The sequence below is a fragment of the Bacillus sp. SORGH_AS_0510 genome (genome assembly GCF_030818775.1).
Taxonomy (GTDB): Bacteria; Bacillota; Bacilli; order Bacillales; family Cytobacillaceae; genus Neobacillus.
Map to the genome: position 1 here is coordinate 1,165,963 of NZ_JAUTAU010000001.1, position 25,808 is coordinate 1,191,770.

Below are 25,808 nucleotides of genomic sequence, written 5' to 3' on the forward strand. Positions count from 1 at the left end.
GAGAGGCTGAAATACAGCCTCTCTTTTATGTTTAGATTTTATTTGTGATTATCATACCTTATTTAACCCTAATTCATGTTTAATCTTAGTCGTGGAAATTTCAGGTGTTCTACCTAAATAGACCACATCACAATAATCATTAAGATAATCGAACTTATTTTTCCAATCATCGCCCATAACAAAGATATCAACCTTAAACTCTTCTATATCCTGAACTTTTTGTTCCCAATTATTTTCCGGAATGACCAAATCAACATAACGAATTGATTCAAGAAGTTTCTTTCTTTCATCAAAGGAAAAGTAGCATTTCTTTCCTTTTACTTCATTAAATTCATTTGTGGATAATGCAACTATTAAATAGTCACCTAATTCTTTTGCCCTTTTTAATAAATTTATATGTCCATAATGCAACAAATCAAAAGTTCCATATGTTATTACTTTCTTCATATTTGAAGTAATTCCTTTCGCTTCGTTCAAGGCACAAAAGCAATGAAATAATCCTTGAGCGGTAATTTTTTTCTTCGTAATGTGATAACAATCTCTAAAAGACATAAGCATTATAAAACAAATCATCCCTATTGTCCAAGTTCATATTGAGTCAAATAGGATATTTCCTTTATATGTTGTGTAATTGATACGCAAAAAAAACAATCCATTTAATCGTTCTTATTATTGGTTACTCTCCCTATGATTTCGACAACTTCTTTAGAAGCAGTCCCTTGTTCAACAAGTTCAAGGCTAGAGAGAAACTTTCTAAGCTCAGTTGTATATTTAATTTCATCAAATTGTTCCAAGATACTAAATAATTGTTGGTTATTCTGTGCTAAAGGATAAGGTAATGAATGAATATCAAAATAAAAACTTCTGTCTTTAATATAAGTCTCTATATCTGTGGCATATAGAAGAACCGGTTTATTGGTAAATGAAAACTCAAACATAGTACTTGAATAATCTGTAATTAATATATCACTTACAGCTAATAATTCATACATATCATTATAATCAGTTGCATTTATTATTGTAGAAGAATACTCAATAAAGTTTTCTTTATATGCTACATTTGGGTGTAGTCTTACTAAAACAACCCATGATCCGCCAAAATTTCTTTCCAAAACTTTAATTAACCCATCATAATCTATATCATAAACATTGGTATTTGAATCTGTCCGGAAAGTGGGTGCATACATTAGGATATGTTTACTACTATTAATACCAAAGTAGCTTCTAACCTTCTCATTAACATTATCTTTCTTATTCAATAAGATATCACATCTAGGAGATCCGCATTCCAAAATCTCACCGCTATACCAAAAAGCAGAGCGATACATTTTAGTACAAAATTTACTGTTAGATATAAAAAGATTAGCAATTCTTGAATCATTTTTTGCATTTTCTAAATAACTAATACTGAGATTTGCTTCTGCATCTTTCTCAATCTGTTTCAATGAAATTCCACCATGCCATGTTTGGATATAAAACTGTCCGTCCCTTTTACGTACATACGAAGACTTTCTGCAATTATCAATCCAGATCTTTGCAGTCACCATTTCATATATTGCCCGAATGGAACCATATTTTACTGCTCTTATGTTTGGGGGCAAATCACTATTATGTATCAAATCCTTTTTTAACAACCAAACCATTTCATAATTAGCTTCTGAATTAATTATTTCCTCTGCTATATACTTAGAATGATCACCATATCCGTTCCCATAATAGCTGGAGAAGACTATTTTGTTTGAACATATCGGAAATAATTTAAACAGATGAAAAAATAATAAATATTCCACTTTCTCCATAAATTCCTTTATTTTCGTATAGACTTCAAAAACTGATTTATATAAATTTTTATTTTTTTTTAGTAGGCTTTTCACCCTATCTAAAATCATGTGCATACCACACTTTCATAACATATTTTCCTTTACAAGTTTGAATACTTTTAGCTCCCATTCCTATTTAAAATGAGTAGTCGATACTAAGTCAAGAAAATAGACACAACAATGAAAAATTAAGGCTTGTTAACTAGGTATTTCAGATAATAAGGTGTAAACAATTTACACCTTAAAACTTAGTGTTTACGGAACTTGTATATTTATTAGAGGTATGAAATAATAGGATGGCTGAAAATATCTTCATTTTTTTCGACAAAGTTTTTGAAATGACTAATTGAAGTAATTGAATAGGTTTAAGTTAGTGAGGGAAGTGTATTAATAAAAAAATGAATTCTGTGTGTTAAGAGATTCAGTAGAAATTATTGATTTTATGTGATTGAAATAATGGACTTTGGACTTACACTAAATTACAAAAATGTAGATGGGAATTAAAATGCAAAAATCAATTTCATTTAATATCTTTTATAAAATTATTCTTAATACCTTTAATATCATTCTTCCTATCCTTGTCGGGCCCTATGCTTATCGTACACTCCGTGCAGACTCTATGGGAACGGTTAATTTTGCAGAGACCATTTTTAATTATTTTTTTATCTTCGCACTTTTCGGCGTTTATCAATATGGAATCCGTGAAATAAGCAAAGTCAAAAATGAACCCAAAAAGGTAAGCCAGTTATTTACAAGCCTTTTTATAATTAATTTTAGTACTAGTTTACTTGCAATGGTTGCTTTTGCATTATTCAGTTACTTCCAATATAGTAATGAACTTGTATATCCCGTCTTGTTAATTTTTGGGATTAATTTCATTTCGAATATGTTTTATGTCGAATGGCTAAATGAAGCGCATGAAAATTATGACTTTATCGCGATCAAAACCATAATTGTCAGACTCATTTATGTTGCATTATTGTTTACTCTCATACACGGTGTTGACGATTATAAAAAATTTGCTGCGCTACTTGCACTATCAACATTTCTAAATAATATTATTAGCTTCTTTTATATTAAAAGAAACGTTAAATTTGATTTTTCAGAACTTACGATTATACCACACCTAAAGCCTTTGTTTGTAGTCGTTATTTTTTCAAATGCTAGCATATTGTATACGCAGTTAGATCGATATTTAATTGGTGAATACGTGGGGAAATCCTATTTGGCGTATTTTACGATGACTTTCCAAATAATGGTCATTATTAAAACACTATTGGTAAGTGCTATCCAAGCTACCTTGCCCAGACTTGCTTACTTATCTGGTATAAACGATGAAGCCGGGTATGAGTCATTACTTAATAAGACATCGAAACTTTATTTTGTGACACTTTTTCCTGCTGCAGTTGGATTATTCCTTATCTCGGATTTAGTCGTTTTGATTTATGGTGGAAAAGAGTTTGCTCCTGCTGGAAGCACCCTTGCTGTCTTTTCTATCTATATGGTTTCAACCGGGATTGAATCGATTTTAACCAATCAAATTATTTATATTAAAAAGAGGGAAAACGTTTTGGTAAAACTCCTTTTCCTGTGTGGGTTTATAAACCTTGCCCTAAACCTGTCCCTTTTGTATTTTAAGCTTTTAACACATACAACGGCAATTGCATCAACGGTTGCCGCTAATACCTTGCTAGTCGTGTTTGAATATATATTCATCAAAAAGAAGCTAAAAGTGAATTATACTCTTTTCGATACCGGGAAATTAAAATATTTTTATTATTCCCTGGTCTTCATTCCAATCACGTTCATTATCCGAGCGTTCCTTACACAAACTTTGCTTTTAGCGCTGGTAATTATTGGTGTGAATTCGCTTGTGTATTTTTTAATACTTTATTTCACAAAAGACGAAATTCTTTTTATTTTGATTGGAAAAATCAAAGCTAAATTTAACATATCATAGACTCTTAATTTAAAGGAGCTGTACAGATTGAGATTTTCTTTAATAATGGCCACGTTAGGAAGACGTGATGAGATTATAGAGTTATTGCAATCGTTGGAAAAGCAGACATATAAAAACTTTGAATTAATCGTTGTTGATCAAAATAACGATCCTATTGCTGACTTATTCCAAGATTTTAAGGATAAATATCCTATTAACTATATTTCGACACCTATCAAAGGATTATCTAGGGCAAGAAATAGAGGTTTGGAAGTAGCTGATGGTGATATTATTGCCTTTCCGGATGATGACTGTGTATACGAATCAAACGTGCTTGAACAAATAAAAGAAACCCTTGAAACAAAAGAGGAAATCGACTTCATTTCAACTAACACTTCCAACATTGAAGGTACTGGATCACTGGTTATTGCGCCACAGTCAGATATAGTCCTGGATAATAAATACGGATTTTTTGGTCCATCCTTCACTCTTTTTTTTAAAAAGCAATTGGTCAAAGAGATCGGTTTATTTAATGAAGATTTGGGTGTAGGATCTGGAACGATTTATGGTGCCGGAGAAGAAACTGACTTTGTTCTTCGTGGCTTGAAAAAGGGATATAAAGGATTGTTCAGAAAAGATTTATTTGTTTATCACCCGCTAAAGGAAGAAACCATCGATGAGCAATCACTTATAAGGGCTTTATCCTATGCAGGAGGCTTTGGTAAGATCATTCGCCTACATTATGGTTTTCCTTATCTTCTCCGGGCCGTAGCAGCCGCGTCTTTTCGTTCTATCCAAAATATATCTAATGATAAAAGAAAGTTTCACCTTAACAGGCTCAAGGGGATTATCAGGGGATATTTTCGGTAATTTACTATTCTATTAATTCGTAATATGGACAACACAGAAACCCCGGGAGAATTTTCACCCCGGGGTTTCTGTGTTATTTCCTATGTGTACTTATTACTGTTGCTTTTCTTTATCAATTACTTTTAAATTCCTCATATGAATTTGTCTGTCTGCTTCCTCAGGAATTTTCATATAATCCCCATACACTGTTGTTAAAAAATGATCAGGGTTTCCAGGGATATTAAACTGGTGATTTTCGAATGTTCCAGTTTTTAATGGGAAGATTTCGTCCTTCTTAAAAAAGGCATATCCATAAAAAGGAGTTTCAATTCCATAAGTGATCGTGTCTGTTTCTTTATTAAATGGACAGTAAAAGTTATAAAGTTTAGCCCGATTCACCATTGAAACAATAAAGTCTTTAGGATTTTTTATTTTTTTTGGATACATTAATCTGGAAAGCCGATTGAAAATTTTACCTGCAGAGCTGATGTTATCAATTCCTTGCACATAGTCATACGGGAAAATATCAATAGACGTGCCTTTGCGAATATCTCCATCCTTGCCAACCCATTCAAAGTCCTCTAAATACATAATTTTTAACCAATTATGCTTTCTATGGATGTGAAGATTATAGGATTCAACTTTATAAATGCTAGGAAGACTAGTTTCAATTACCTTCATGAATCTGTTGTAATCTTTCCTAAGCATACCAATATCAATATCATCATCCCAAGGGATAAAGCCTCCGTGTCTTATACATCCAAGAAGACTCCCATCAGATAAAAAATATGGGATATCATTTTCTTTACAGATGGCATCGATTGTTACCATCATGGATGTTAAAACCTTTTGCACTTCTCTCAATGGATTTTCATTACTCTTTATTTCTGTCATTTTGCCTGATAACTCCCCCATTTATCTCTATTCCATACTATTATTTCACAAATAAAATGCTTATACAAGAAAAGCCCAATGAAGGGCATTTATGCGACTCTTACATATAAATACGCGACTAAAATTGCTAAATATATACTAACTGCAGGTGCTGTAAATACATGACCGGCCGAAAAAGCGATACCCAAACCTAATACTATACCACTTGCCACTAAAACATTTTCAATTGTGAAATGGCTTTTTAGATTTCGAAGAACTTTGATTGCTATTTCAATTGCGAGCCGGATAAAGGGAATGAAATAGAGTAAGAAGCCCAATATTCCAAATGAGAAGAATAAGTCATAAAAATCCATTTCAACCATTTTTGGAGTTTCCTTATAGTTTCCAGCGTAGCCCATTCCGAGAACTTTTTGGGATACCGGGGCATCTTTAAAATATTCCTTCTGCTGTTCTAAGAAAGCGCCCCTGCTACTCAAGACAAGATCTTCAATCTGTTGGTTACTTAACTCTTGTTCTTTTTCCGGAGCTGGAGTCTCCTCTTGACTCGTCGGTGGTTCTTTATTTTCCAGCAACGTTAAATGGATGGCTGTATTTTTAGCAATTGGTGAAAAAGGGATATATAGGGCAAAGACTGCAAAAATGATCAAATTAATGAAGAGATTAATCTTTAAATGCTGTCTTGTGTTCCCTTTTCTGAAAAATTCAACAATCAACATAGCTAAACTAATGACCAATGTAATAAGGACAGATCCAAAGCCTACTTTTGTTCCTATGGCCATTAAGGAGTAAATCAATAAAACAGCAGGTATCCAATAATAGGATTTTTTGATGGTGGCTGTGTTTTTAATTGCGAATAGAACAACAATTGGGAAACAAATAGACATAATAGCACCAAGTTCATTCCCTGCATAAAACCATCCGACATGCCCGACTTTATCGTATTTATAACTATTGAATGCAGTGTGGGTCAGGTCGGCGACAAGCATTGACAGCCCTACCAATGTCATGGCATAGACGACATATTTTTGGACAGTATTTTGCCACCACGGCTTTGACTTCAATTGTTTAAAGACAATCATATAGCTGTAAAAAAGAATAACAAAGTATACCGTTTTAAGGATAAATTTGATTTCCTCAGCAGGGCTGACAGGGGATTTCACCATTAAATTATTGATGAATCCTAATATTAAAAATAAGCCTAGCACTAGGATATAAATGATGCTTTTCCGTTTATTCTTGGAATCAGCGATAAAGAAAATATAGAAGGCCCCTAGGAGCATCATCGCAAACCGGATGAAAATCCCTGCGGTGAATTCTGTTTTTAAATAAGTAATCGCCAATGAAGTAATTAAATCTAAAACGGGCTGCGCTAATATAAACAGCAGCAATAAATTTTCAATGGCATGGTTATTCTTTATTTTTTCTAGCATTTTTGTTCATTTCCCCTTTTTGTGCAAAAGTCTTCAAATGATGCAGATTATTCATGAAAGCAATAATTCCGATCCTTCCTCAACTTTATACATTTTAATATAGATTATCCAGAAGTTCTATAGTAAATTCTACTGGGCCCTATTTTCTCAGGTTGTTATTCTGTCTGAGAATAAGCATTTGATTTTTTAATGTTCTTTTATTTTCTTAATCTATTAATCTATAGGACAGGGCAGGGTAGTAGAAAATCCCGATGAATCCATACATAAAAACGAGGGAAATGCTTAGTGATAGGCCGCATCGGCTTCAAGAAGGCTTTTCTTTTACGGTAAAAAATGCCGTTAAGCAATTGTGCAGTTTTCAGTGTTTGTCAAAGGAAGCTAAATCACCTATAATTGTTTGTTAGATTGACCTACAAAAAGACATAATATAACTTAATTCGAGTTTTTTCGTACACAACTGATTGAAGGCAAATTTCTATGAGGATGAAACTTATGACTGCTGAAAATAAAGTAAAGATATTGAATGTAGATTTTGATTTTACCACTAAGGAAAGCCTGTTGGTGGAACTGGATACCCGCATCAGGCAAGACAAGAAAACATTTGTTGTGACAGCCAATCCGGAAATCGTCATGGAGGCCAAGAAAGATGAAAGCTATTTAGCGATTGTCAATAAAGCTGATTATGTCATCGCCGATGGAATCGGTGTTGTCATTGCTTCAAAGATGCTTGGCACTCCATTGCCGGAGAGAATTGCCGGCTATGATCTATTAATGGAATTATTAAGAATGGGTAATGAAAAGAAATGGTCTGCCTATTTTTTGGGCGCTAAAAAGGATGTAATCGAAAAAGCCATCAACACAATCCAAAAAAATTATCCCTCTTTACATATCGCTGGCTGGCATGATGGCTATTTTGATTGGGATTCTTCGGAAATTGCCGATGAAATTGCTGTCAAACAACCTGACCTTATTTTTGCAGCACTTGGATTTCCGCGGCAGGAGCAATGGATTTCGCAAAACATCGATACTTTTCAAAAGGGGCTTTTCATGGGTGTAGGCGGTAGTTTTGATGTAATTGCCGGCGAAGTAAAAAGAGCTCCAGTTGCCTGGCAGAAATTGAATGCAGAATGGCTCTACCGTTTGTTAAAGCAGCCAAGCCGATGGCGTCGTATGATGGCCTTGCCGGATTTCCTGCTAAAGATTACGAAGGTAAAATTTACTTCCAGAAGATAAGGAGCAAACAGGATGAAAATTCTGCATCTAAACGCCGGAAATGAAACGGGAGGCGGGATGGTCCATATTCTTTCTCTTTTAAAGGAATTAAAGAAGGAAGACGACCAATTTATTCTCGGCCTGTTTGAGAAGGGCTTGTTCTATGAAAAGGCGGTGTCTGCCGGAATTCAGACGGTTTCCTTTGAACAAAGCTCAAGATATGATTTCGGGATTCTTTCCAAACTGATTAAATTCATTAAAGCTGAAAATATTGCGATTATCCATACTCATGGGGCGAGAGCTAACTTTTACGGGTATCTGCTTCGGAGGATGACGAATGTGACTTGGTTTACAACTGTCCACAGCGATCCCAGAAATGATTTCTTGGGCCGAGGGGCAGTTGGCCGTTTTTTTACCAGGCTTCATCTTTTTGTCTTGAAGAAGCCGGATCATTTTTTTGCCATTTCCTCACGATTTAAAGACATGCTGGTTGAATTTGGGGTAGATATAAGTAAAATTACTACGATTTATAATGGAATAGACTTTGCAGAAGAAAAAACAACTCTTTCGCAGGAAGAATTGAAACTTTCTCAAACGGATTTCGTCATAATAATGGTAGCCAGATTTGACCCGGTTAAACGTCATGACCTTGCAATCGAAGCATTTGGAAAATTTGCTAAAAATCATCCGGATGCTAAACTGCTGTTTGTTGGAGATGGTACCACTAGAAGTGAAATGGAACGATTAGTTGGGCAAAAAGGGCTTGTCAGCCAAGTTCGTTTTCTTGGGTATCGTGAGGACATCAGCGCTTTGTTTACACTGGCGGATGTTACCCTTTTAACTTCGAAAACAGAAAGTTTCCCCCTTGTTTTACTTGAATCAGCAAGGGAAAAAACACCTGTGATTACAACGGATGTGGGTGGGGTTCGTGACATGATTCCGGATTCATCCTATGGGTTTGTGCTTGAAAATTCCGATGTGAACACAATTATTGGTGCATTGGAAAAAATGTATGACCTGAAAAAGCACGATAGACTCACCGAAGTGGGTGAACGATTTTACGAATTTACCTCCAATCATTTCTCCATCCAAAAGTTTGCTGAGAGCATATATAAGTCGTATAAATTGTCGAAAAGGTGAAAAATATTCTTTTGAAATAGAACTGAGCTAAATCCCAGAGGATATGTTCTTTGCTACCTTTCTATTTCTTAAAATAAATCTATGGAGAAAACACGGAGGCACTGTATGTTATATCTAGCTTTAATTACTTGTTTCTTCGCGGCAATATTCCTTACACCTCTTGTAAAAAAACTTGCATTTAAGATCGGTGCAACTGATAAACCAAATAATAGAAAAGTACATCAGAAAATTATGCCGAGGTTGGGCGGCTTAGCGATATTTATTAGTTTTATTATTGGAATCTTGATTCTTAGTCCAGAGTCAATATACCATTGGCCAATTATCCTTGGAAGCATAGTCATCATTTCTACCGGGATGGTAGATGATATAAAGGAGATTTCACCCAAGGTTAAACTGCTGGGCCAAATTGCTGCTGCTTCCATTGTGGTGATTTTCGGAAATATAAGTGTGGAATATATTAATCTTCCATTTGGCGGACAAATTAATTTTGGTATTCTTAGCATTCCTATCACGATTATATGGATTATAGGAATCACAAATGCTATCAATCTTATAGATGGTCTGGATGGCCTGGCAGCTGGAGTGTCGACGATTGCGCTGCTTACGATAGCTGGAATGGCACTGGTAATGGGAAATATGTATGTAATGGTAACGGCGCTTATTCTTGCAGCATCAACAGGCGGTTTTCTTGTTTATAATTTCCATCCTGCGAAGATATTTATGGGTGATACTGGTTCCCTTTTCCTTGGATATATGATTTCTGTTTTATCCTTGCTCGGTTTCAAAAATGTTGCCTTTATATCTATAATAATTCCGGTCATTATTTTAGGAGTGCCAATTTCTGATACACTTTTTGCTATTATTCGAAGGTTAATTAATAAACAACCGCTTTCTGCTCCAGATAAATCGCATTTACATCATTGCTTAATGAAAGCAGGTTTTTCGCACAAGCAAACAGTATTATTGATTTATGCCATGTCTACTATTTTTGGATTGGCTGCGTTCATGTTTTCACAAGCAACCGTTTGGGGTTCAATGACCATTCTAGTAGTATTGTTAATCACAATTGAAATTATAGTCGAAAAGATTGGTTTGGTTCGCGAGGATTACAAACCACTCCTTAATTTTATGAAGGTCATTAAACCTATTAATGCAAAAGACAAATTTTAATATACTCATAGAAAGCTTGATTTCAGGCTTTCTTTTTTTATAGGCTCTGTTAACCATGCCTGTTGATTTCCGCTCCAGGCACGAGCGGTTCGTGGGTGTTTCGGCGAGCCTCCTCGACGCAAGCGTCTGCGGGGTCTCCCCAGAACCATACTCCTACAGGAGTCTTCGTCCCTTCCGCTCCAATCAACAGTATGTATAAATCAACACTGTTCTTTAACACAGCTTTTTTATAAAAAATGGCCAAGCCGGATGCTTGGCCTTTTGTGCGATAGGCAGTCACTTGAGTGTAATCTAATCTGCACTCTTATAGGTACTTTAGAACTATAACTCCGAGAGGTGTTCATGAGTATAAATAATCATTTCCGAGCCTAAGCCCTGACCATTTGCTCCTGTTTAGCATAAATAAACAGTAAAGGAGAGGATTAGCCATGAATATTATTCAAAAACTTATTCCTGCTTCACATACGGAAACTCGCCCCGGATTGAAATTGGTTCCGGAGTACATTACCATTCATGAAACAGATAATACAAGCAGGGGGGCTGACGCGGAGGCGCATGCAAGGCTACAGGAACGAGGGAACAGCCGGACTGCCTCGTGGCATCTGCAGGTTGACGATCATGAAGTGATTCAATCCATACCATTCAATGAAGTGGCATGGGCTGCAGGCGATGGGAGGAATGGACCTGGTAACAGAAAGTCCATCCACATCGAAATGTGTGTGAATGAGGATGGCAATTATGAAAAAACGGTTGCAAATACGGTGGAAGTCGTCCAATATTTGATGAACCTCTATAATATTTCGATTAATAAAATCGTGCCTCACAAACATTGGACAGGTAAGAACTGCCCAAGAAATCTTTTGCCAAACTGGGATAATTTTATTGACCGCTGCAAGGGAGAAGCGAGCAAATGGGTCAAGCAAGGCACAAATCAGTGGTCTTACTACAACGGCAATAGCAAGAAGACGGGCTGGGTAAAAGTGGACAATAAGTGGTATTATCTCGATGCTGCTGGAGTTATGCAAACTGGCTGGGTAAAAGTATCTAATAAATGGTATTATCTTGATCCGACAGGCGTCATGAAGACGGGCTGGGTGAAGGTGGACAATAAATGGTATTATCTTGATTCGACAGGTGCCATGAAGACGGGCTGGGTGAAAGTGGACAATAAATGGTATTATCTTGATTCTTCAGGCGTTATGAAGACGGGCTGGGTGAAAGTGGACAATAAATGGTATTATCTTGATTCGACAGGTGCCATGAAGACCGGCTGGGTGAAGTATAACTCCAAATGGTATTTTCTGAAGGAAAACGGGGAAATGGCGACCGGCTGGATTCAGGACAAGGGCAAGACATATTACCTAAATCCCGACGGAGCAATGATGATTGGGACCCAAACCATCGCTGGCAAGGAATATACCTTCGGGGCCGACGGTGCCCTACTTAAAGGAGAGGATTCGCCGCCATCAGAGGAGAATCCCAATTCTGATGCCGGTAGCAGCGACGAAACGGACGAAAAGACGGACCCCGATGTCGGTAATAGCGATGGAACAACGGAGGCAGAGAACGACCCAGGTGCAAGAGGGAGCGACGGAATAGGCGCAAATGCAGATCCCAATCCCGCCAGCGTTGATCTATCGGGCGCTAATGCAAAGGAAGATACCAGCAACCCATAGACATAGGACAGGTCAAAACAACAAATGTGGAGACCAATTCATATACAGAAAAAAGGGACTGTCCAACATAAAGTTCGACAGCCCCTTTCTTTTTTATTGTTAATCTTCTAGAACATATCTCTCTTTAATCGTACTCACTTTTTTTAATTGCTTGATATCGAAGCTGGTGATTTGCTTTTCAAAATTTTGCAGTTTTGCTGCGTATTCCTTTTCTGATTGGATGGGTTTATTTATAGCCAAGTAATCAATAATCCAGTTATTGATAAATTGATAATAATGAACCGTATCCCCTTGATAATTTTCGATATTATACGTTATTTCCTTCATATCCTGAAAATCGTAGACCTCTATGTTAGGATATTTTTTCGTCAGCTCAAAAACCGCTTTTTTGAATTTCAACCTTTCTGTCAGGTACTTAGGATTTTTTTTATAGTAAGAAACATGGTTATAAATTGGATATGGCGCATAAAATAAGGTGAATTTTGTATTCGGATGCGCCTTGACGAGCGGTAGTACATTCTCCTTAAAGGACTTTAGCTGAACAGACGAATGCTCATATTCTGGAAAATCGGGAACAGGCTGCACTCCATTTAAATACGCTTGGATATGGTCAAACGATTCAATGGGAGCGACTTGACCGAATTTATACAGCGTTTCAACTTCACGCCATAGTTTACTCCCCTCACGATTCGCCATCATGTTTTTATAAAAAACATCCACTGAGTAAGAATTAAACAAGTATCTAATATCATTGATTTTAGTCCGGTCGTACATATAGGTTGGAAAATCGCTTGGGGGAGGCATAACCCAATCAGGCTCACCTGCAAAGGAGTAATAATTCAACTCCCAAATCACCCGTTTCAAGCCAGGCTTGTCGCGTAGTGCTGCTTCTGCCACCATTGACTGCTCTTTGGCGGTGGAGGCCGGCAGGGAAGCGTTGAACGTTTTGGCACCAAGCTTTTCATCAGCATAGCTTTCGCGGAAATTCCTCCCCATCGAAGTAGCAGTAAAAAGCGTATCGTAATCCTGATTTTTCAAAAGACCAGGCATTTGATAGCGTTCAGTCGCCGCATATTGCGGCCGATATAGTTCTGCTTTGCGGAAATAAAATAACGGGTCAAGGATGTACATAATCACCGCAATTCCCAAAAAAATCGCAGCAGACAAGATTGCCACTATTGAAAGAAATTTTTTATGTGACATTTTGTTAGCTCCTTAAAATTTAAAGTATAAAAATTCGCTGACCCTGTTTAGATACAGCAGGGAAATCACGGCAATCAAGCTGATAAACACAGCGAGGCGTAGGTTTGGCTTGAACGTATTTAAGCGTTCTATGGAATTTTTCGCAAATAAAACGATTCCCAGAATGAATGCAAAGAGCACCACTAATTTCAGATCAAAATAATACATTTCAGGTATGAAATGGGTGCCGAGCCGCTCGTTAAATATGGCAGTCAATCCCGGAGGGAAATGGAACCCCTGAATGGTGAACATCTTAGTGAGCATCAACTTTGCAGTTGCCAAATCGGGTGAACGGAAGAAAACCCAGGCGATATGGACAAAGAAAAACGTGACAAACCAGGCAACAAATTTGGGAAGTCTTAAATTAAAGGATTTCCAAAAACGATAAATAACACTGGCAACCCCATGCATAATCCCCCAAATAACAAAGGTCCATCCGGCCCCGTGCCAGATACCGCTGACAAAGAAAATAATAAACAGATTCACATAAGTCCTTAAATTCCCTTTTCTGCTACCGCCAAGCGGAATATATAGATAATGGGTGAAGAACCGACCCAAAGTCATATGCCATCTGCGCCAGAATTCCTGAATGTCCAGCGACCGATAAGGTGAATCGAAGTTAACCGGTAACTTGATATTGAAGAATAATCCTAAACCTATGGCCATGTCGCAATAACCGCTAAAATCAAAATACAACTGTATGGTGTAGGCCAAGGTGGTAACCCAGCTATCATAAAGCGTCAGGTGGCCAATATTGCCATAGCCGGAATTTGCCCAACCGGCGAATGTATCGGCAATGATTACCTTTTTAAACAGGCCGATTGAAAAAATATACAGGCCCGCAGCAATATTGTTTAATTTAATCTTATAATTAGTTCCATCATGAAGCTGGTCAATGATTTCCCTGTGGTGGACTATTGGACCAGCAATCAGGTGCGGGAAAAACGTTACGAAAAAGGCATAATCGAGCAAGGTGTATTCCTTCGTCCCTTCCCGGAAGGTATCGACCAAATAAGCAATTTGCTGAAACGTAAAGAAGCTGATTGCCAAAGGCAATGCAAGGTTCAGGAGGGAAATATCTGTTCTGAAAACGGCATTGATATTGGTCATAAAGAAATCATAATACTTGTAATAGCCCAAGAGGCAGATGTTGAACAGGATGCCAAGGGTCAGAATCAGTCTTCTAACAGCAACGCTCTGAAGTTTATTCAGAATTGTTGCCAGAGTGAAATTGACGGCAATCGATGAAAGGATAATCGGCAAATACTTGACATTCCAATAGCTGTAAAAATAAAGATTAGCGATGATAAAGAATATTTTCGCGATATTTTTATTTTTCAAATTCAAAAGCAGGTAATATCCCGCGAATACGACGGGGAAGAACCCGAGAATAAATATGTAGGAATTAAATAGCACTTCTGAACCCCCTAATGATGATATATAGGGGATATTATAACATAGGAGCAAGGTCGTGCACATATTGTCGAAATGAATACTGAAAAACGCAAATCGGTCCGTGGCAATTTCAATGATTCTGTAACTTTTGTATTGTTTACTTATCCAATTTTCATGGTATATTAATTGATACATCTGTGGTTTTAGGTAGAAGCTAAAAATGCCGAATCGTTAATAGATGTATAAAAAAGATCCTAAACTCTGAGGATGGTAAAAATAATCTTTTCAAAAGGTAATTTCATGCATAAAAGAGGTGTGAACAATGTCGATTAAAAAAGCGGTAATTCCCGCAGCAGGCTTGGGGACAAGGTTTCTTCCGGCCACAAAGGCGCAACCGAAAGAGATGCTCCCGATTGTCGATAAACCGACGATCCAATATATTGTGGAAGAGGCGGTCGCCTCAGGTGTGGAAGATATCATTATTGTGACCGGCAGAAATAAGCGGGCGATTGAGGATCATTTTGATTTTTCGATTGAGTTAGAAATGGAGTTAGAGGAAAAAGATAAACAAGAAATGTTGAAAATGGTGAAAGAAATTTCTAATATGGTTAACATTCACTATATAAGGCAGAAGAAACCATTAGGACTTGGGCACGCAGTGCAATGTGCAAGCAGGTTTATTGGAAATGAGCCATTTGCTGTCTTATTGGGTGATGACATAGTGAAAAGCGATACACCTTGCTTAAAACAATTAATTGATATTCACGAACAATACGGCTGCAGTGTCATTGGTACAAAAATAATGCCAGATGAAGAACTACATAAATATGGAGTTATTAAACCAAACAATAAAGATATATCCAGTAAAATTGTTGAGGTAAAGGATATGGTTGAGAAGCCGAGAGAAAATGCCCCTTCTAATTTTGCGGTCATGGGTAGATATATTTTAACACCAGAAATATTTAATTACTTGCAAGATGTTGAGGTTGGCTATGGTGGGGAGATTCAGTTAACCGATGCTCTTAGAAAAATGGCAGAAAATGAAAAAGTCCTTGCATATGCTTTCGATGGAATTCGATATGATGTTGGTGATAAATTTGGTTTCCTACAAGCAACAATCGAATTTGCTCTCCAGAGAGACGATTTACGAGACTCATTAGTTGGTTATTTAAAGGAATTAAGTAAGAAAGATTATCTTCCATTTACTTAAGGAATGAATAAATTTAATGACCTTCTCCTTTGTTGGAGAAGGTCATTCGTGTATTTTTTTATAAAATTAGAATGTATAATATTCAACTTCGAGAATTGTCTAGCTCCAGCGCCTAGCCCCTCGGGTCAAATAACCTTCGGCAATAAAAGTCAAAGGGCGGACTTTTCTTGCCGAAGAACATTTGCCTGTCGGGGCTGACCAAGGCGCTTGCGCTTTTCTTGTGACAGTCTGTTAATATTTTAACAATTTCATAACATTGTTGATACAAAGGCTATAAACCAATGATTTCTATTTTCTTTAAAAATGACTTATGTTATAATCCATATGGGCAACAGGAGTTTTTAACTCTATTATAATAGTTAATAGGAAGAATCACTTTTATATCCCCATTTTGCCTATACACAATTCCTATAAAACTAACAAAATAGGCAAGAAAAAAATCGGGAGGATTATGATGATATACATCACCTTAATAGTTTGCTTTATAAGTTCTATACTTCTTACTCCTTTAGTTAAGAAACTTGCATTTAAAATAGGGGCAACTGACCGCCCAAATCATAGAAAAGTTCATCAGAAAATTATGCCGCGCCTTGGCGGATTAGCCATTTATTTAAGCTTCATTATTGGTATGTTAGTCATTCACCCAGGAGGACAATATGCTACTCCGATTATTATCGGAAGTATCATCATAGTTGTTACTGGTATACTGGATGATATTATGGAGCTTTCAGCGAAAGTTAAGTTTATCGCGCAAATTGCTGCTGCCGGAATCGTTGTTATTTGGGGCGGTGTCCATGTTCAATTTATCAACTTGCCTTTCGGAGGACAAGTTGAATTTGGATACTTAAGTATCCCTTTGACTATTATTTGGATCGTAGGTATCACTAATGCAATTAATTTGATTGATGGTTTGGATGGCCTTGCTGCAGGTGTTTCTTCCATTGCACTCATTACCATTTCTGGAATGGCCATTATAATGGGAGATGGATATGTAACAGCTGTTGCTTCAATCGTCCTTGCAAGTACATTAGGATTTTTACTTTACAATTTCCACCCAGCGAAAATCTTTATGGGTGATACAGGTGCCTTATTCTTAGGCTATATGATTAGCGTATTATCATTATTAGGCTTTAAGAACGTTACACTAATTTCCTTTATCGTTCCGATTATTATTCTAGGAGTTCCGATTTCTGATACATTTTTTGCGATTATTCGCCGAATTGTAAATAAGAAGCCATTATCGGCACCAGATAAATCACATTTACACCACTGTCTACTTCGAGCAGGTTTTACTCACAGACAGACGGTATTGATGATCTATGCTATGGCTGCATTCTTTGGTTTAGCTGCAATCATCTTTTCACAAGCAAAACTATTGGGTGGTTTTTTCTTCATCCTCATTCTTTTAATTATCATTGAACTCTTCGCAGAAATGATAGGGCTGATGGGTAAAAACTATCGTCCATTGATCAAAATGATGCGCGTTCTATTAGTTACAACCGTAAGAAATAGGTAATAGACTTGTTAAGTCTGGCCCTTTGGTCAGGCTTTTTTGACCTTTAAATAGATTCTGTCTGTCACCAAAAAATAACATAAAAAAGCCGTATCATTCTATGATACGGCTTACTAGTTTAGTTATTATCTGAAGAGCTATCCGCGGTGCTGTCTGTCTCTGAATCAGTACTCTCACTATTTGTATCTTTATCAATAATCGTTGAATCTGTACCAAGATGTGCTTTTAAAATAGACTTTGTTTCCTCTAAGTTCTCTTCATCAAGTTTGTAATAATAAACTCTTTTGATATACGTATCTTCACCTTTTAAATTTAACGTATCAATCGTTAATCCACTACCCGCTAAACCATAGTCAATTAATGATTTCATATCGTTAAAGGACATGTTGGTTTGCATATTATCGCCTACTGCTTGGATTATATCGGTGTGTTTTGAGAAGGATTTAATCGATAATGCTTTTTTAACAATCGCTTTGATAATCTCCTGCTGTCTCATCCCTCGCATAATATCGGTATCCTTATGACGGGTTCTTGCGAGAGCAAGTGCCTGCTCACCATTTAGCGTTTGGAAACCTGGTTTTAATCGAATCGCGTTATGATGGTCTTCGGAATCTTGTTCTGAAATAGCATATGGTACTTCAACATCGATTCCATCTAAAGCATTAACTACGTCAATGAATGCATAAAAGTTTACCTTAACATAATAATCAATCGGAATATCAAGCATTTCTTGGACGGTTTCTATCGTCATTTTTGGTCCACCAAATGCGTGGGCATGTGTGATTTTATCAAATTTATCTTTACCAGGTATATACACATATGAATCACGAGGAATACTCAACAGTTTTACAGATTTCTCTTTTTTGTTTAGGGTTGCTACCAAAAGAGCATCGGAACGTATAGCATCTCCGTATTGTTTTTGTCGACTTTTACTTTCATCCACTCCGATAAGCAAAATGGAGATGTTGTCCTTATTGGGATCAACAGTCACTTTCCTTTTTGAAACAGTGTTAACTGGTTTGTAGGATTTATTAACTACTGATTCCGCTTTTTTCAATAAAAATGTCGCATATCCTGCTCCACCAAGTGCAACAATTAAAAGTGGGACAATGATCCACAAAAATATGCGCTTTTTTCTGCTTTTTTTCTTCTTTTGACTCATTCGCTGAGTACGTTGAAATTCCGGCATATGATTTCTCCTTTATTATATGTCATTTTCATAGTAGATAAATTTAGTTTAGACCAGATTCCATTTTACCGTTTTTTACCCATCTCGTAAATTGAAACTTTATGTCGAATATTGAAAAATACGATTCTTCTAAAATAAGACAAGTTTTGCAAACAACTATAACTTATAGACGAGAGATTCAACGCTTGTGTTACAAATTATATTTGTAAAATAAATGAGTAAATGTACCTATAAAAATATCAATATTCTAAAAATTATATATATAGTAAATTTACATACTATCAACAAAATACCAACAAATTTTTTACAAAAAAGACTATCAATCTCTTGGAAAAATTAGTAGAATAGTCTTGCAATACAAATATTTTTGTCGAAGGGCGGAAAAAGTGTGAAGAGACAGATCAAACGAAGCATGAAAAAACGTATGCTTAATGGTTCTCTAGCTGCTGCACTTGCTCTATCTATTGTTCCATTAAATGTTTTCCCACATGCTGCAAAAGCGGCTGGAACAGCTGAGAGCACAGTAAAACTACGATTCTTAGAAACAACAGACCTTCACTCCAATGTGATGGACTATGATTACTATCAAGATAAGCCGACAATTGAATTCGGTCTTGACAGAACAGCCAAGTTAATTGAACAAGCACGTGGTGAGGTAAAAGCAACAAACTCTATGTTATTTGACGCTGGTGACTTACTACAAGGAAATCCATTTGCAGACTATGTAGCAAAGGTTAAGAAGCTTGGAGCAACTGAACAGCACCCAGTCTTCAAAGCTATGGAAATCCTAAAATATGATGCTGGTATCGCTGGAAACCATGAATTTAATTATGGTTTAGACTTCTTAAACAATGCTTTGGAAGAAGTTCCATATAATTTTGTAAACGCAAACATTTATGATGCGAAAACTGGTAAAAACTACTTCAATCCATACAAAATTATTGAGAAAAAAGTGGTAGATGAAGCAGGTGTAGAACAAACGATTAAAGTTGGTGTTATCGGTTTTGCACCACCACAAATTTTGCAATGGGATAAAGATAACTTAGAAGGTAAAGTTACCGTAAAGGGTATCGTTGAAACGGCAGAAGAATTCATTCCTAAAATGAAAGCTGAAGGCGCAGATGTTATTGTTGCAATCGCACACTCTGGCTGTGACGTTGCTGCTCCGAACCAAGCGGATGCTGAAAATGCTGTTTACTCTCTGAGCACGGTTAAAGGTATTGATGCACTTCTTTTTGGCCATGCACACGTAAACTTCCCTGGCGATGCTGCATTTAATGGCAAGACAGGAATTGATAATACGAATGGACATATTAACGATGTACCAGCAATGGAGGCAGGCTTCTGGGGTAACAACCTTGGGGTTATGGACCTTGATCTTCAAAAAGTAGATGGTAAGTGGCAGGTTACGAATTCTAAAGCTGCGCTAAGACCTATTTTCAAAACAAATGCGGATAAAACCAAGACTGCTCTTGTTGATGGACCAGATCAACGTATTGTAGATGCTGTTAAAGAAGCTCACGAAGGAACTGTAGCTTACGTTAACGGGAAAATCGGTGAAACAGAAGCTCCAATGTACAGCTACTTCTCACGTGTAATGGATGATCCTACAATCCAAATCGTAAATAATGCTCAAACAGATTATGTTAAAAATTGGATTAAAACAAATAAACCAGAATTAGCAAATATGCCAATTATCTCTGCTGGTGCGCCATTTAAAGCAGGTCGTCAAGGTACTAGCGATTATACAAACATCGCTAAGGGTAATCTTTCAATTAAGAGTGCTAACGATCTTTACTTGTATAACAATACATTAAAGGCTGTTGAATTAACTGGTGCAGATGTTAAAGAATGGTTAGAAATGTCTGCTGCACAATTTAAGCAAATTGATCCAACAAATCCAAATGCTCAAGAACTAATCGATTATGGTTTCCAACCATTTAACTTTGATGTAATCGATGGTCTTAAATATCAAATCGATGTGACACAACCTGCTCGTTATAACTATACAACTGGTGATGTAATCAATGCTGACGCTCACCGTATCATTAACTTTACTGATATGAATGGTAAAGCAATTGATCCTAACCAAAAATTTATTGTTGTAACAAATAACTACCGTGCAAGCGGTGGCGGTAACTTCCCAGGAACAAAGGGAGGCAAAGCGAAAATCGTTGTTGACTCACCATATGAAAACCGCCAAGTATTAATGGATTACATTTCTGAAAAGAAAGTCGTAAATCCTACTGCAGATAACAACTGGAAAATTGCACCTGTAGGCGGAGTAGCGAAGAACCTAGTATTCCGTTCATCACCTGATGCTGTTCCATTTGCTGCAAAAACACCAAATGTAAAGTCAGTCGGAACAGAAGATGTAAACGGTGTAACTTGGGGACAATTCAAATTAGACCAAAACGTACACGTTCAATTATTAGGAATTAATGATTTCCACGGTCAACTTGATACTTGGAGAGCAATTAAAGATTCAACTGGTAAAGTAGTAGATTACTCTGGTGGTATTGAATGGTTAGCCGCTTACTTAAAAGACAGAGAAGCTGCAAACCCTGCAAATACTTTAATGCTACAAGCCGGTGACCTTGTTGGAGCAAGTCCTCCAGTTTCTGCATTATTACAGGACGAGCCAACTATTCGTTTTATGAATGAACTAGGTTTTGACGTAGGTACAATCGGAAACCATGAATTCGATGAAGGCGTAAAAGAAATGAAGCGACTTATCTATGGTGGAGATAATCCCAAAACTGCTCAATATGAAGCAAAATATGGCAAATTCACTGGCTCAACTATGGATTACGTGGTTGCAAACGTAGTGGATGAAAAAACAGGTGCAACTATTTTACCTCCATATGCAATTAAAGAAGTAGATGGCGTTAAAATCGGCTTTATCGGTGTTGTAACGAAAGATACACCATTAATCGTAACTCCAGCAGGCGTTGCAGGTGTTAAATTCACTGATGAAGTAACTGCAATTAATAAGTATGCGAAAGAATTAACAGATAAAGGCGTTAAAACAATTGTTGTACTTGCTCATAACCCAGGTTCATCAGCTACTAATGGTTCAAATGCAACTGGACAAGTTGTTGACATGGCGAAAACAATTGACCCTGCAGTTGACGTTATCTATGGGGCGCATGACCATAAGTATCTTAATGCTAAAGTTGACGACAAAGTATTAGTACAATCTTGGTCATATGGAACTGCATTCTCTGATATCGATTTAACAATTGATCCTGCTACAGGTGACGTTATTAAAGATCAAACAAAAGCAGAAGTTGTGGATACACTTCACAGCAAAATCACTGCTGATGCAAAAATTAAAGCAGAACTTGATGGCTACCAAGAAGACATTAAGCCAATTGTTAGCCAAGTAGTTGGTTCTACAAAAGCTGCAATCACTAATGTACAAAATGCTGCAGGTGAATCTGCACTTGGTAACTTAATTGCTGATGGTATGCGTACAGTAACAGGCACTGATTTTGGATTCATGAACGCTGGTGGTATCCGTAACCCACTTCCAGCTGGAACAATTACTTGGGGAGATCTATTCAAGGTTCAACCATTTGGTAATGATCTTGTAACTATGACTGTTACTGGCGATCAAATTAGAACATTGTTAAATCAACAATTCCAAGCACCACCAAGCTATAATAAGATCATGTCAATTTCTGGTCTTCACTATACTTGGACTGATTCACAGCCTTACGGAAGCAAGGTTCTTGATATTTACCTTGAAGATGGTTCATTAATCGATCCTAAAGCTGAGTACTCAATCACAGTTAACAACTTTATGGCAGATGGCGGAGACGGTTTCACTGTCCTTAAGTCTGGTAAGAACCGTGTAACTGATATGGTTGACTTAGACGGTTTTGTTCAATACTTCAAATCATTAGAACAACCAGTTTCTGCAGAAATTGAAGGACGTATTCAAATCGATAATTTCGTTGAACAACCAGATGTATATGTAACAAATTACGATCAATATGTTTCTGGTTACACTGAGCCGTTTGCAAAAGTGGTAGCAAACGTTGGTGGAAAAGTAATTGGTCAAGCAACTGCAGATGAAGAAGGATACTTTGAAATCGAGTTAGATGCTCCATTAGCCAAAGGTACTGTCATCCGTCTGGATATAACAGACAGAACAGGCAACTTAGCTCCATTTGATATCACTGTTGATGCTGCAACTGGCTGGATCTGGGTTGGAGATGAAGATGGCCACTGGATTTATGTAGATCCAAAAACAGAAGTAGCATTAGCTAACAAATGGCTTAAGGAAGATGGAATTTGGTATCACTTTAATAAAGACGGTTTCATGGAAACTGGCTGGGTAAAAGTAAACAACAAATGGTACTTCCTAAACGAAGACGGTGAAATGCTAACTGGCTGGTACAAAGAAGATGGCAAGTGGTATTACTTAGACAAAGTTAACGGCGACATGAAAGTTAACTGGTATCTGGTAAACGGCAAATGGTACTTCTTTGAAGGTACTGGTGTTATGAAAACTGGCTGGGTATACACTGGCAAGAAGTGGTATTTCCTTGCTTCTAGCGGTGCGATGCAAACTGGCTGGGTTTTAACTGGTGGAAAGTGGTACTACCTATACAAAGATGGCAGCATGGCTGTTAACACTACAGTTGGTGGATACAAAGTAGGTAAAGACGGAGCATGGATTAAGTAATTTATGCACCTAAAAGAGGTAATTCCTTCGGGAGTTGCCTCTTTTTTTATGAATTAAGAAAGTATAAAATTCGACTTCGAGAATTGTCCCAGCTCCAGCGCCTAGCCAGTTTTCATGGCTTGATAAAGCGATGATTGTTACAGCTCGGGTCAAATAACCTTCGGCAAGTAAAGTCAAAGAGCGACTTTTCTTGCCGAAGAACATTTGCCTGTCGGGGCTGCCCAAGGCGCTTGCGCCTTTCTTATGAAAAAATCTGTAGTTTTTTCCGGTTTTTACTAAGCCTTCTTTGTTTTCGTTTTGCTAATAATGGACAAACTGAAACACAAGGAGGAAGTTTAATGCTGTATCTTACCTTGATAGTATGTTTTTTTGTTTCCATCCTTATTACTCCACTAATTAAAAAATTTGCCTTTCGTATTGGCGCAACCGATCGGCCAAATCATCGGAAAGTTCATCAGTCGATTATGCCAAGGCTCGGAGGCTTAGCCATATTTATTAGTTTTTTGGTAGGGATTTTTTTATTACAGCCAAGTAGCCCCTATTCTTTGGGGATTTTTATTGGTTGCCTCATTATTGTTATTACTGGATTTTGTGATGACATGTTTGAGTTACCTGCAAAGTATAAACTACTGGGGCAATTGGCAGCAGCCTGCTCGGTCGTGTTTTTAGGGGACTTGCAAATGGTATTTATTAACCTCCCGTTTGGAGGACAGCTGCAATTTGGTTTTTTGAGTATTCCTTTTACGATTCTTTGGATTGTCGGTATAACCAACGCCATTAATCTGATAGATGGACTAGACGGTCTAGCTGCTGGAGTTTCATCCATTGCCTTAATTACCATTACCGGCATGGCCGTTATTCAAGGGAATTTATACGTCGTGGCAGTGGGCTCAATTGTCTTGGCAAGTACGCTTGGATTTCTGTTCTACAACTTTCATCCGGCAAGTATTTTTATGGGAGATACGGGCGCTCTTTTTCTAGGGTTCATTATTTCTGTCTTGGCATTGTTAGGCTTTAAAAATGTAACCTTTATTTCCTTTGTTATTCCAGTTATTATTCTCGGTGTACCTATCTCTGATACGTTTTTTGCGATAATCAGAAGAATCATCAATAAACAGCCATTGTCTGCTCCTGATAAGTCACATCTCCATCATTGTATGCTGAGAATGGGGTATTCCCATCGTCAAACCGTTTTAATCATTTACGCTTTGTCAGCATTTTTCGGATTGGTTGCGGTCATTTATTCACAGGCGAGAATTGGTGGGGCACTTTTCTTGATAGGAATGGTCATTTTGATAATAGAAATTATTGCTGAGAAAATTGGCTTAATGGGAAAAGATCACCGACCATTACTAAACATCGTACGCACGTTAAAAATGAGCACTGCAAAGAACCGCTGATATGAAAAAGGGACTCAATGTTGAGCCCCTTTAATTGTCTAGCTCCAGCGCCTAGCCCCTCGGGTCAAAAAACCTTCGGCAAGAAAAGTCAAAATGCGGACTTTTCTTGCCGAAGAACATTTGCCTGTCGGGGCTGACCAAGGCGCTTCGCTTTTCTTTTTTTTTCCCAATTGTATTCTTTCAAAAGACCTATTATAATCCTCAATAAGACATACTTATTTTATCTTACGAAATCTTCTTCTAGATAAATGGTATCACCCTTAGCAAGTGTGCATTGACCGTTAGTAAGTTCGACCATCCAATCCATGAATGATTGAACATTACTTTCATCTACGAAAGTTTCAACCTCTACAACATCTAAATAGTGAATTTCTTTAATTTTGTATTCCGAGGCACGTAATTCTTTTTCGATTTTTCCAAGCCAGGTGTAGTCAATTTTCACATGTATGATTTGGGAAAGTTTTCTTTCAACGATACCTACTGCATCTAAGCCTTCAGAGGTAGCCTTTCCATAAGCGCGAATTAGCCCGCCTGCTCCTAATTTAATTCCACCAAAATAGCGGGTTATGACAACAACAGTGTCTTTCAACTTTCTTTTTTTTAGCACCTCAAGAATAGGTACACCAGCTGTCCCACTTGGCTCTCCATCATCATTTGCTTTTTGAATTTGATCATGCTCACCAATGAGATAGGCAGAACAGTTATGCGTAGCATTCCAATGTTCCTTCTTAATCGCTTGGATAAATTCTTGTGCATCCATTTCTGTCTCTGCCCGTTTGATATGGGCGATAAATCGGGACTTTTGAATGTTGATTTCATGCTCTCCAAATGTTTTAACAGTATAATATCGAGGTAGCATCATAAGCTCCTTTCTTTAGTAGAAAAAAATATAAAATATTGCTGTAATATACCTTTAATATGGTAGTAAAGTTCGAATGTTATAATAGGCCTAGTGGTGGTAAAACTTTTCTATTTCTAAAAAGTATAGTTTAATAGGAATAAAGCAGTAGAAATAATTCCAATATTATTATACTAC

18 protein-coding genes are annotated in these 25,808 nt (G+C 37.1%); 10 read left to right on the forward strand and 8 right to left on the reverse strand.

The features are described 5' to 3' along the window. Positions 1–51 precede the first annotated feature (51 nt). Together tagD and QE429_RS05955 are read right to left on the reverse strand one after the other, a co-directional pair. On the reverse strand, positions 52–447 hold the full coding sequence (gene tagD / locus QE429_RS05950; protein ID WP_307290734.1) for a glycerol-3-phosphate cytidylyltransferase: 396 nt from the start codon (positions 445–447) through the stop codon (positions 52–54). Positions 448–656: 209 nt separating this feature from the next. Beyond that, on the reverse strand, positions 657–1,889 hold the full coding sequence (locus QE429_RS05955) for a CDP-glycerol glycerophosphotransferase family protein (RefSeq protein ID WP_307285144.1): 1,233 nt from the start codon (positions 1,887–1,889) through the stop codon (positions 657–659). Positions 1,890–2,325: 436 nt separating this feature from the next. Here QE429_RS05955 and QE429_RS05960 point away from each other — a divergent pair, with 436 nt between their 5' ends. Together QE429_RS05960 and QE429_RS05965 are read left to right on the forward strand one after the other, a co-directional pair. Next, the gene (locus QE429_RS05960; protein WP_307285146.1) at positions 2,326–3,780 is read left to right on the forward strand and encodes an oligosaccharide flippase family protein; all 1,455 of its coding nucleotides are present in this window, start codon (positions 2,326–2,328) and stop codon (positions 3,778–3,780) included. Positions 3,781–3,807: 27 nt separating this feature from the next. Beyond that, positions 3,808–4,629 carry a glycosyltransferase family 2 protein gene (locus QE429_RS05965; protein ID WP_307285148.1) on the forward strand — a complete coding sequence of 274 codons (822 nt, stop codon included), beginning with the start codon at positions 3,808–3,810 and terminating at the stop codon, positions 4,627–4,629. 93 nt (positions 4,630–4,722) lie between these two features. Here QE429_RS05965 and QE429_RS05970 read toward each other — a convergent pair whose 3' ends face one another. Together QE429_RS05970 and QE429_RS05975 are read right to left on the reverse strand one after the other, a co-directional pair. Then, positions 4,723–5,502: a LicD family protein gene (locus QE429_RS05970; protein ID WP_307285150.1), complete on the reverse strand. Its 780-nt coding sequence runs from the start codon at positions 5,500–5,502 to the stop codon at positions 4,723–4,725. Positions 5,503–5,591: 89 nt separating this feature from the next. Continuing rightward, positions 5,592–6,932 (reverse strand): O-antigen ligase family protein, encoded by a 1,341-nt coding sequence (locus QE429_RS05975; RefSeq protein ID WP_307285153.1) that lies wholly within the window; start codon positions 6,930–6,932, stop codon positions 5,592–5,594. A 477-nt stretch (positions 6,933–7,409) separates the two neighbouring features. Here QE429_RS05975 and QE429_RS05980 point away from each other — a divergent pair, with 477 nt between their 5' ends. The 4 genes from QE429_RS05980 to QE429_RS05995 all read left to right on the forward strand — a co-directional run bounded on the left by QE429_RS05980 (position 7,410) and on the right by QE429_RS05995 (position 12,130). Continuing rightward, the gene (locus tag QE429_RS05980; protein ID WP_307285154.1) at positions 7,410–8,165 is read left to right on the forward strand and encodes a WecB/TagA/CpsF family glycosyltransferase; all 756 of its coding nucleotides are present in this window, start codon (positions 7,410–7,412) and stop codon (positions 8,163–8,165) included. A 12-nt stretch (positions 8,166–8,177) separates the two neighbouring features. Beyond that, positions 8,178–9,284 (forward strand): glycosyltransferase, encoded by a 1,107-nt coding sequence (locus QE429_RS05985; RefSeq protein WP_307285156.1) that lies wholly within the window; start codon positions 8,178–8,180, stop codon positions 9,282–9,284. A gap of 105 nt (positions 9,285–9,389) precedes the next feature. Next, complete coding sequence (locus tag QE429_RS05990; protein WP_307285158.1) at positions 9,390–10,454, forward strand: glycosyltransferase family 4 protein; 1,065 nt, start codon at positions 9,390–9,392, stop codon at positions 10,452–10,454. 428 nt (positions 10,455–10,882) lie between these two features. Continuing rightward, positions 10,883–12,130 carry an N-acetylmuramoyl-L-alanine amidase gene (locus QE429_RS05995; RefSeq protein ID WP_307285160.1) on the forward strand — a complete coding sequence of 416 codons (1,248 nt, stop codon included), beginning with the start codon at positions 10,883–10,885 and terminating at the stop codon, positions 12,128–12,130. A gap of 99 nt (positions 12,131–12,229) precedes the next feature. On the opposite strand, the gene QE429_RS06000 is transcribed toward QE429_RS05995, so the two are convergent. Both QE429_RS06000 and QE429_RS06005 read right to left on the reverse strand, forming a co-directional pair. Further along, entirely contained in the window at positions 12,230–13,333 is a 1,104-nt protein-coding gene (locus QE429_RS06000; protein ID WP_307285163.1) for a hypothetical protein, read from the reverse strand. Between the two features lie 12 nt (positions 13,334–13,345). Continuing rightward, on the reverse strand, positions 13,346–14,788 hold the full coding sequence (locus QE429_RS06005; protein ID WP_307285166.1) for an MBOAT family O-acyltransferase: 1,443 nt from the start codon (positions 14,786–14,788) through the stop codon (positions 13,346–13,348). 301 nt (positions 14,789–15,089) lie between these two features. Between QE429_RS06005 and galU the strand changes: the two genes are divergently transcribed. Both galU and QE429_RS06015 read left to right on the forward strand, forming a co-directional pair. Then, positions 15,090–15,977, forward strand: coding sequence for a UTP--glucose-1-phosphate uridylyltransferase GalU (gene galU, locus QE429_RS06010; RefSeq protein ID WP_307285168.1), 888 nt, complete (start codon positions 15,090–15,092; stop codon positions 15,975–15,977). A gap of 454 nt (positions 15,978–16,431) precedes the next feature. Continuing rightward, positions 16,432–17,493: a glycosyltransferase family 4 protein gene (locus QE429_RS06015; protein ID WP_307285171.1), complete on the forward strand. Its 1,062-nt coding sequence runs from the start codon at positions 16,432–16,434 to the stop codon at positions 17,491–17,493. A gap of 115 nt (positions 17,494–17,608) precedes the next feature. On the opposite strand, the gene QE429_RS06020 is transcribed toward QE429_RS06015, so the two are convergent. Beyond that, on the reverse strand, positions 17,609–18,679 hold the full coding sequence (locus tag QE429_RS06020) for an LCP family protein (RefSeq protein WP_307285174.1): 1,071 nt from the start codon (positions 18,677–18,679) through the stop codon (positions 17,609–17,611). Between the two features lie 412 nt (positions 18,680–19,091). On the opposite strand from QE429_RS06020, the gene QE429_RS06025 reads away from it, so the two are divergent. Together QE429_RS06025 and QE429_RS06030 are read left to right on the forward strand one after the other, a co-directional pair. Then, on the forward strand, positions 19,092–23,372 hold the full coding sequence (locus QE429_RS06025) for a bifunctional 2',3'-cyclic-nucleotide 2'-phosphodiesterase/3'-nucleotidase (RefSeq protein ID WP_483862236.1): 4,281 nt from the start codon (positions 19,092–19,094) through the stop codon (positions 23,370–23,372). A gap of 338 nt (positions 23,373–23,710) precedes the next feature. Then, positions 23,711–24,772 (forward strand): glycosyltransferase family 4 protein, encoded by a 1,062-nt coding sequence (locus tag QE429_RS06030; protein WP_307285181.1) that lies wholly within the window; start codon positions 23,711–23,713, stop codon positions 24,770–24,772. 220 nt (positions 24,773–24,992) lie between these two features. Here the strand turns inward: QE429_RS06030 and QE429_RS06035 are convergent, their stop codons facing one another. After that, entirely contained in the window at positions 24,993–25,631 is a 639-nt protein-coding gene (locus tag QE429_RS06035; protein WP_307290735.1) for a YigZ family protein, read from the reverse strand. Between the last annotated feature and the right edge of the window lie 177 nt (positions 25,632–25,808).

What these genes read in the sequence shown, in the direction of transcription:
- tagD (WP_307290734.1), bottom strand. Translation starts at nt 447, where the DNA reads ATGAAGAAAGTAATAACATATGGAACTTTTGATTTGTTGCATTATGGA.
- QE429_RS05955 (WP_307285144.1), bottom strand. Translation starts at nt 1,889, where the DNA reads ATGATTTTAGATAGGGTGAAAAGCCTACTAAAAAAAAATAAAAATTTA.
- QE429_RS05960 (WP_307285146.1), top strand. Translation starts at nt 2,326, where the DNA reads ATGCAAAAATCAATTTCATTTAATATCTTTTATAAAATTATTCTTAAT.
- QE429_RS05970 (WP_307285150.1), bottom strand. Translation starts at nt 5,502, where the DNA reads ATGACAGAAATAAAGAGTAATGAAAATCCATTGAGAGAAGTGCAAAAG.
- QE429_RS05975 (WP_307285153.1), bottom strand. Translation starts at nt 6,932, where the DNA reads ATGCTAGAAAAAATAAAGAATAACCATGCCATTGAAAATTTATTGCTG.
- QE429_RS05980 (WP_307285154.1), top strand. Translation starts at nt 7,410, where the DNA reads ATGAGGATGAAACTTATGACTGCTGAAAATAAAGTAAAGATATTGAAT.
- QE429_RS05985 (WP_307285156.1), top strand. Translation starts at nt 8,178, where the DNA reads ATGAAAATTCTGCATCTAAACGCCGGAAATGAAACGGGAGGCGGGATG.
- QE429_RS05990 (WP_307285158.1), top strand. Translation starts at nt 9,390, where the DNA reads ATGTTATATCTAGCTTTAATTACTTGTTTCTTCGCGGCAATATTCCTT.
- QE429_RS05995 (WP_307285160.1), top strand. Translation starts at nt 10,883, where the DNA reads ATGAATATTATTCAAAAACTTATTCCTGCTTCACATACGGAAACTCGC.
- QE429_RS06000 (WP_307285163.1), bottom strand. Translation starts at nt 13,333, where the DNA reads ATGTCACATAAAAAATTTCTTTCAATAGTGGCAATCTTGTCTGCTGCG.
- galU (WP_307285168.1), top strand. Translation starts at nt 15,090, where the DNA reads ATGTCGATTAAAAAAGCGGTAATTCCCGCAGCAGGCTTGGGGACAAGG.
- QE429_RS06015 (WP_307285171.1), top strand. Translation starts at nt 16,432, where the DNA reads ATGATATACATCACCTTAATAGTTTGCTTTATAAGTTCTATACTTCTT.
- QE429_RS06020 (WP_307285174.1), bottom strand. Translation starts at nt 18,679, where the DNA reads ATGCCGGAATTTCAACGTACTCAGCGAATGAGTCAAAAGAAGAAAAAA.
- QE429_RS06025 (WP_483862236.1), top strand. Translation starts at nt 19,092, where the DNA reads ATGAAAAAACGTATGCTTAATGGTTCTCTAGCTGCTGCACTTGCTCTA.
- QE429_RS06030 (WP_307285181.1), top strand. Translation starts at nt 23,711, where the DNA reads ATGCTGTATCTTACCTTGATAGTATGTTTTTTTGTTTCCATCCTTATT.
- QE429_RS06035 (WP_307290735.1), bottom strand. Translation starts at nt 25,631, where the DNA reads ATGCTACCTCGATATTATACTGTTAAAACATTTGGAGAGCATGAAATC.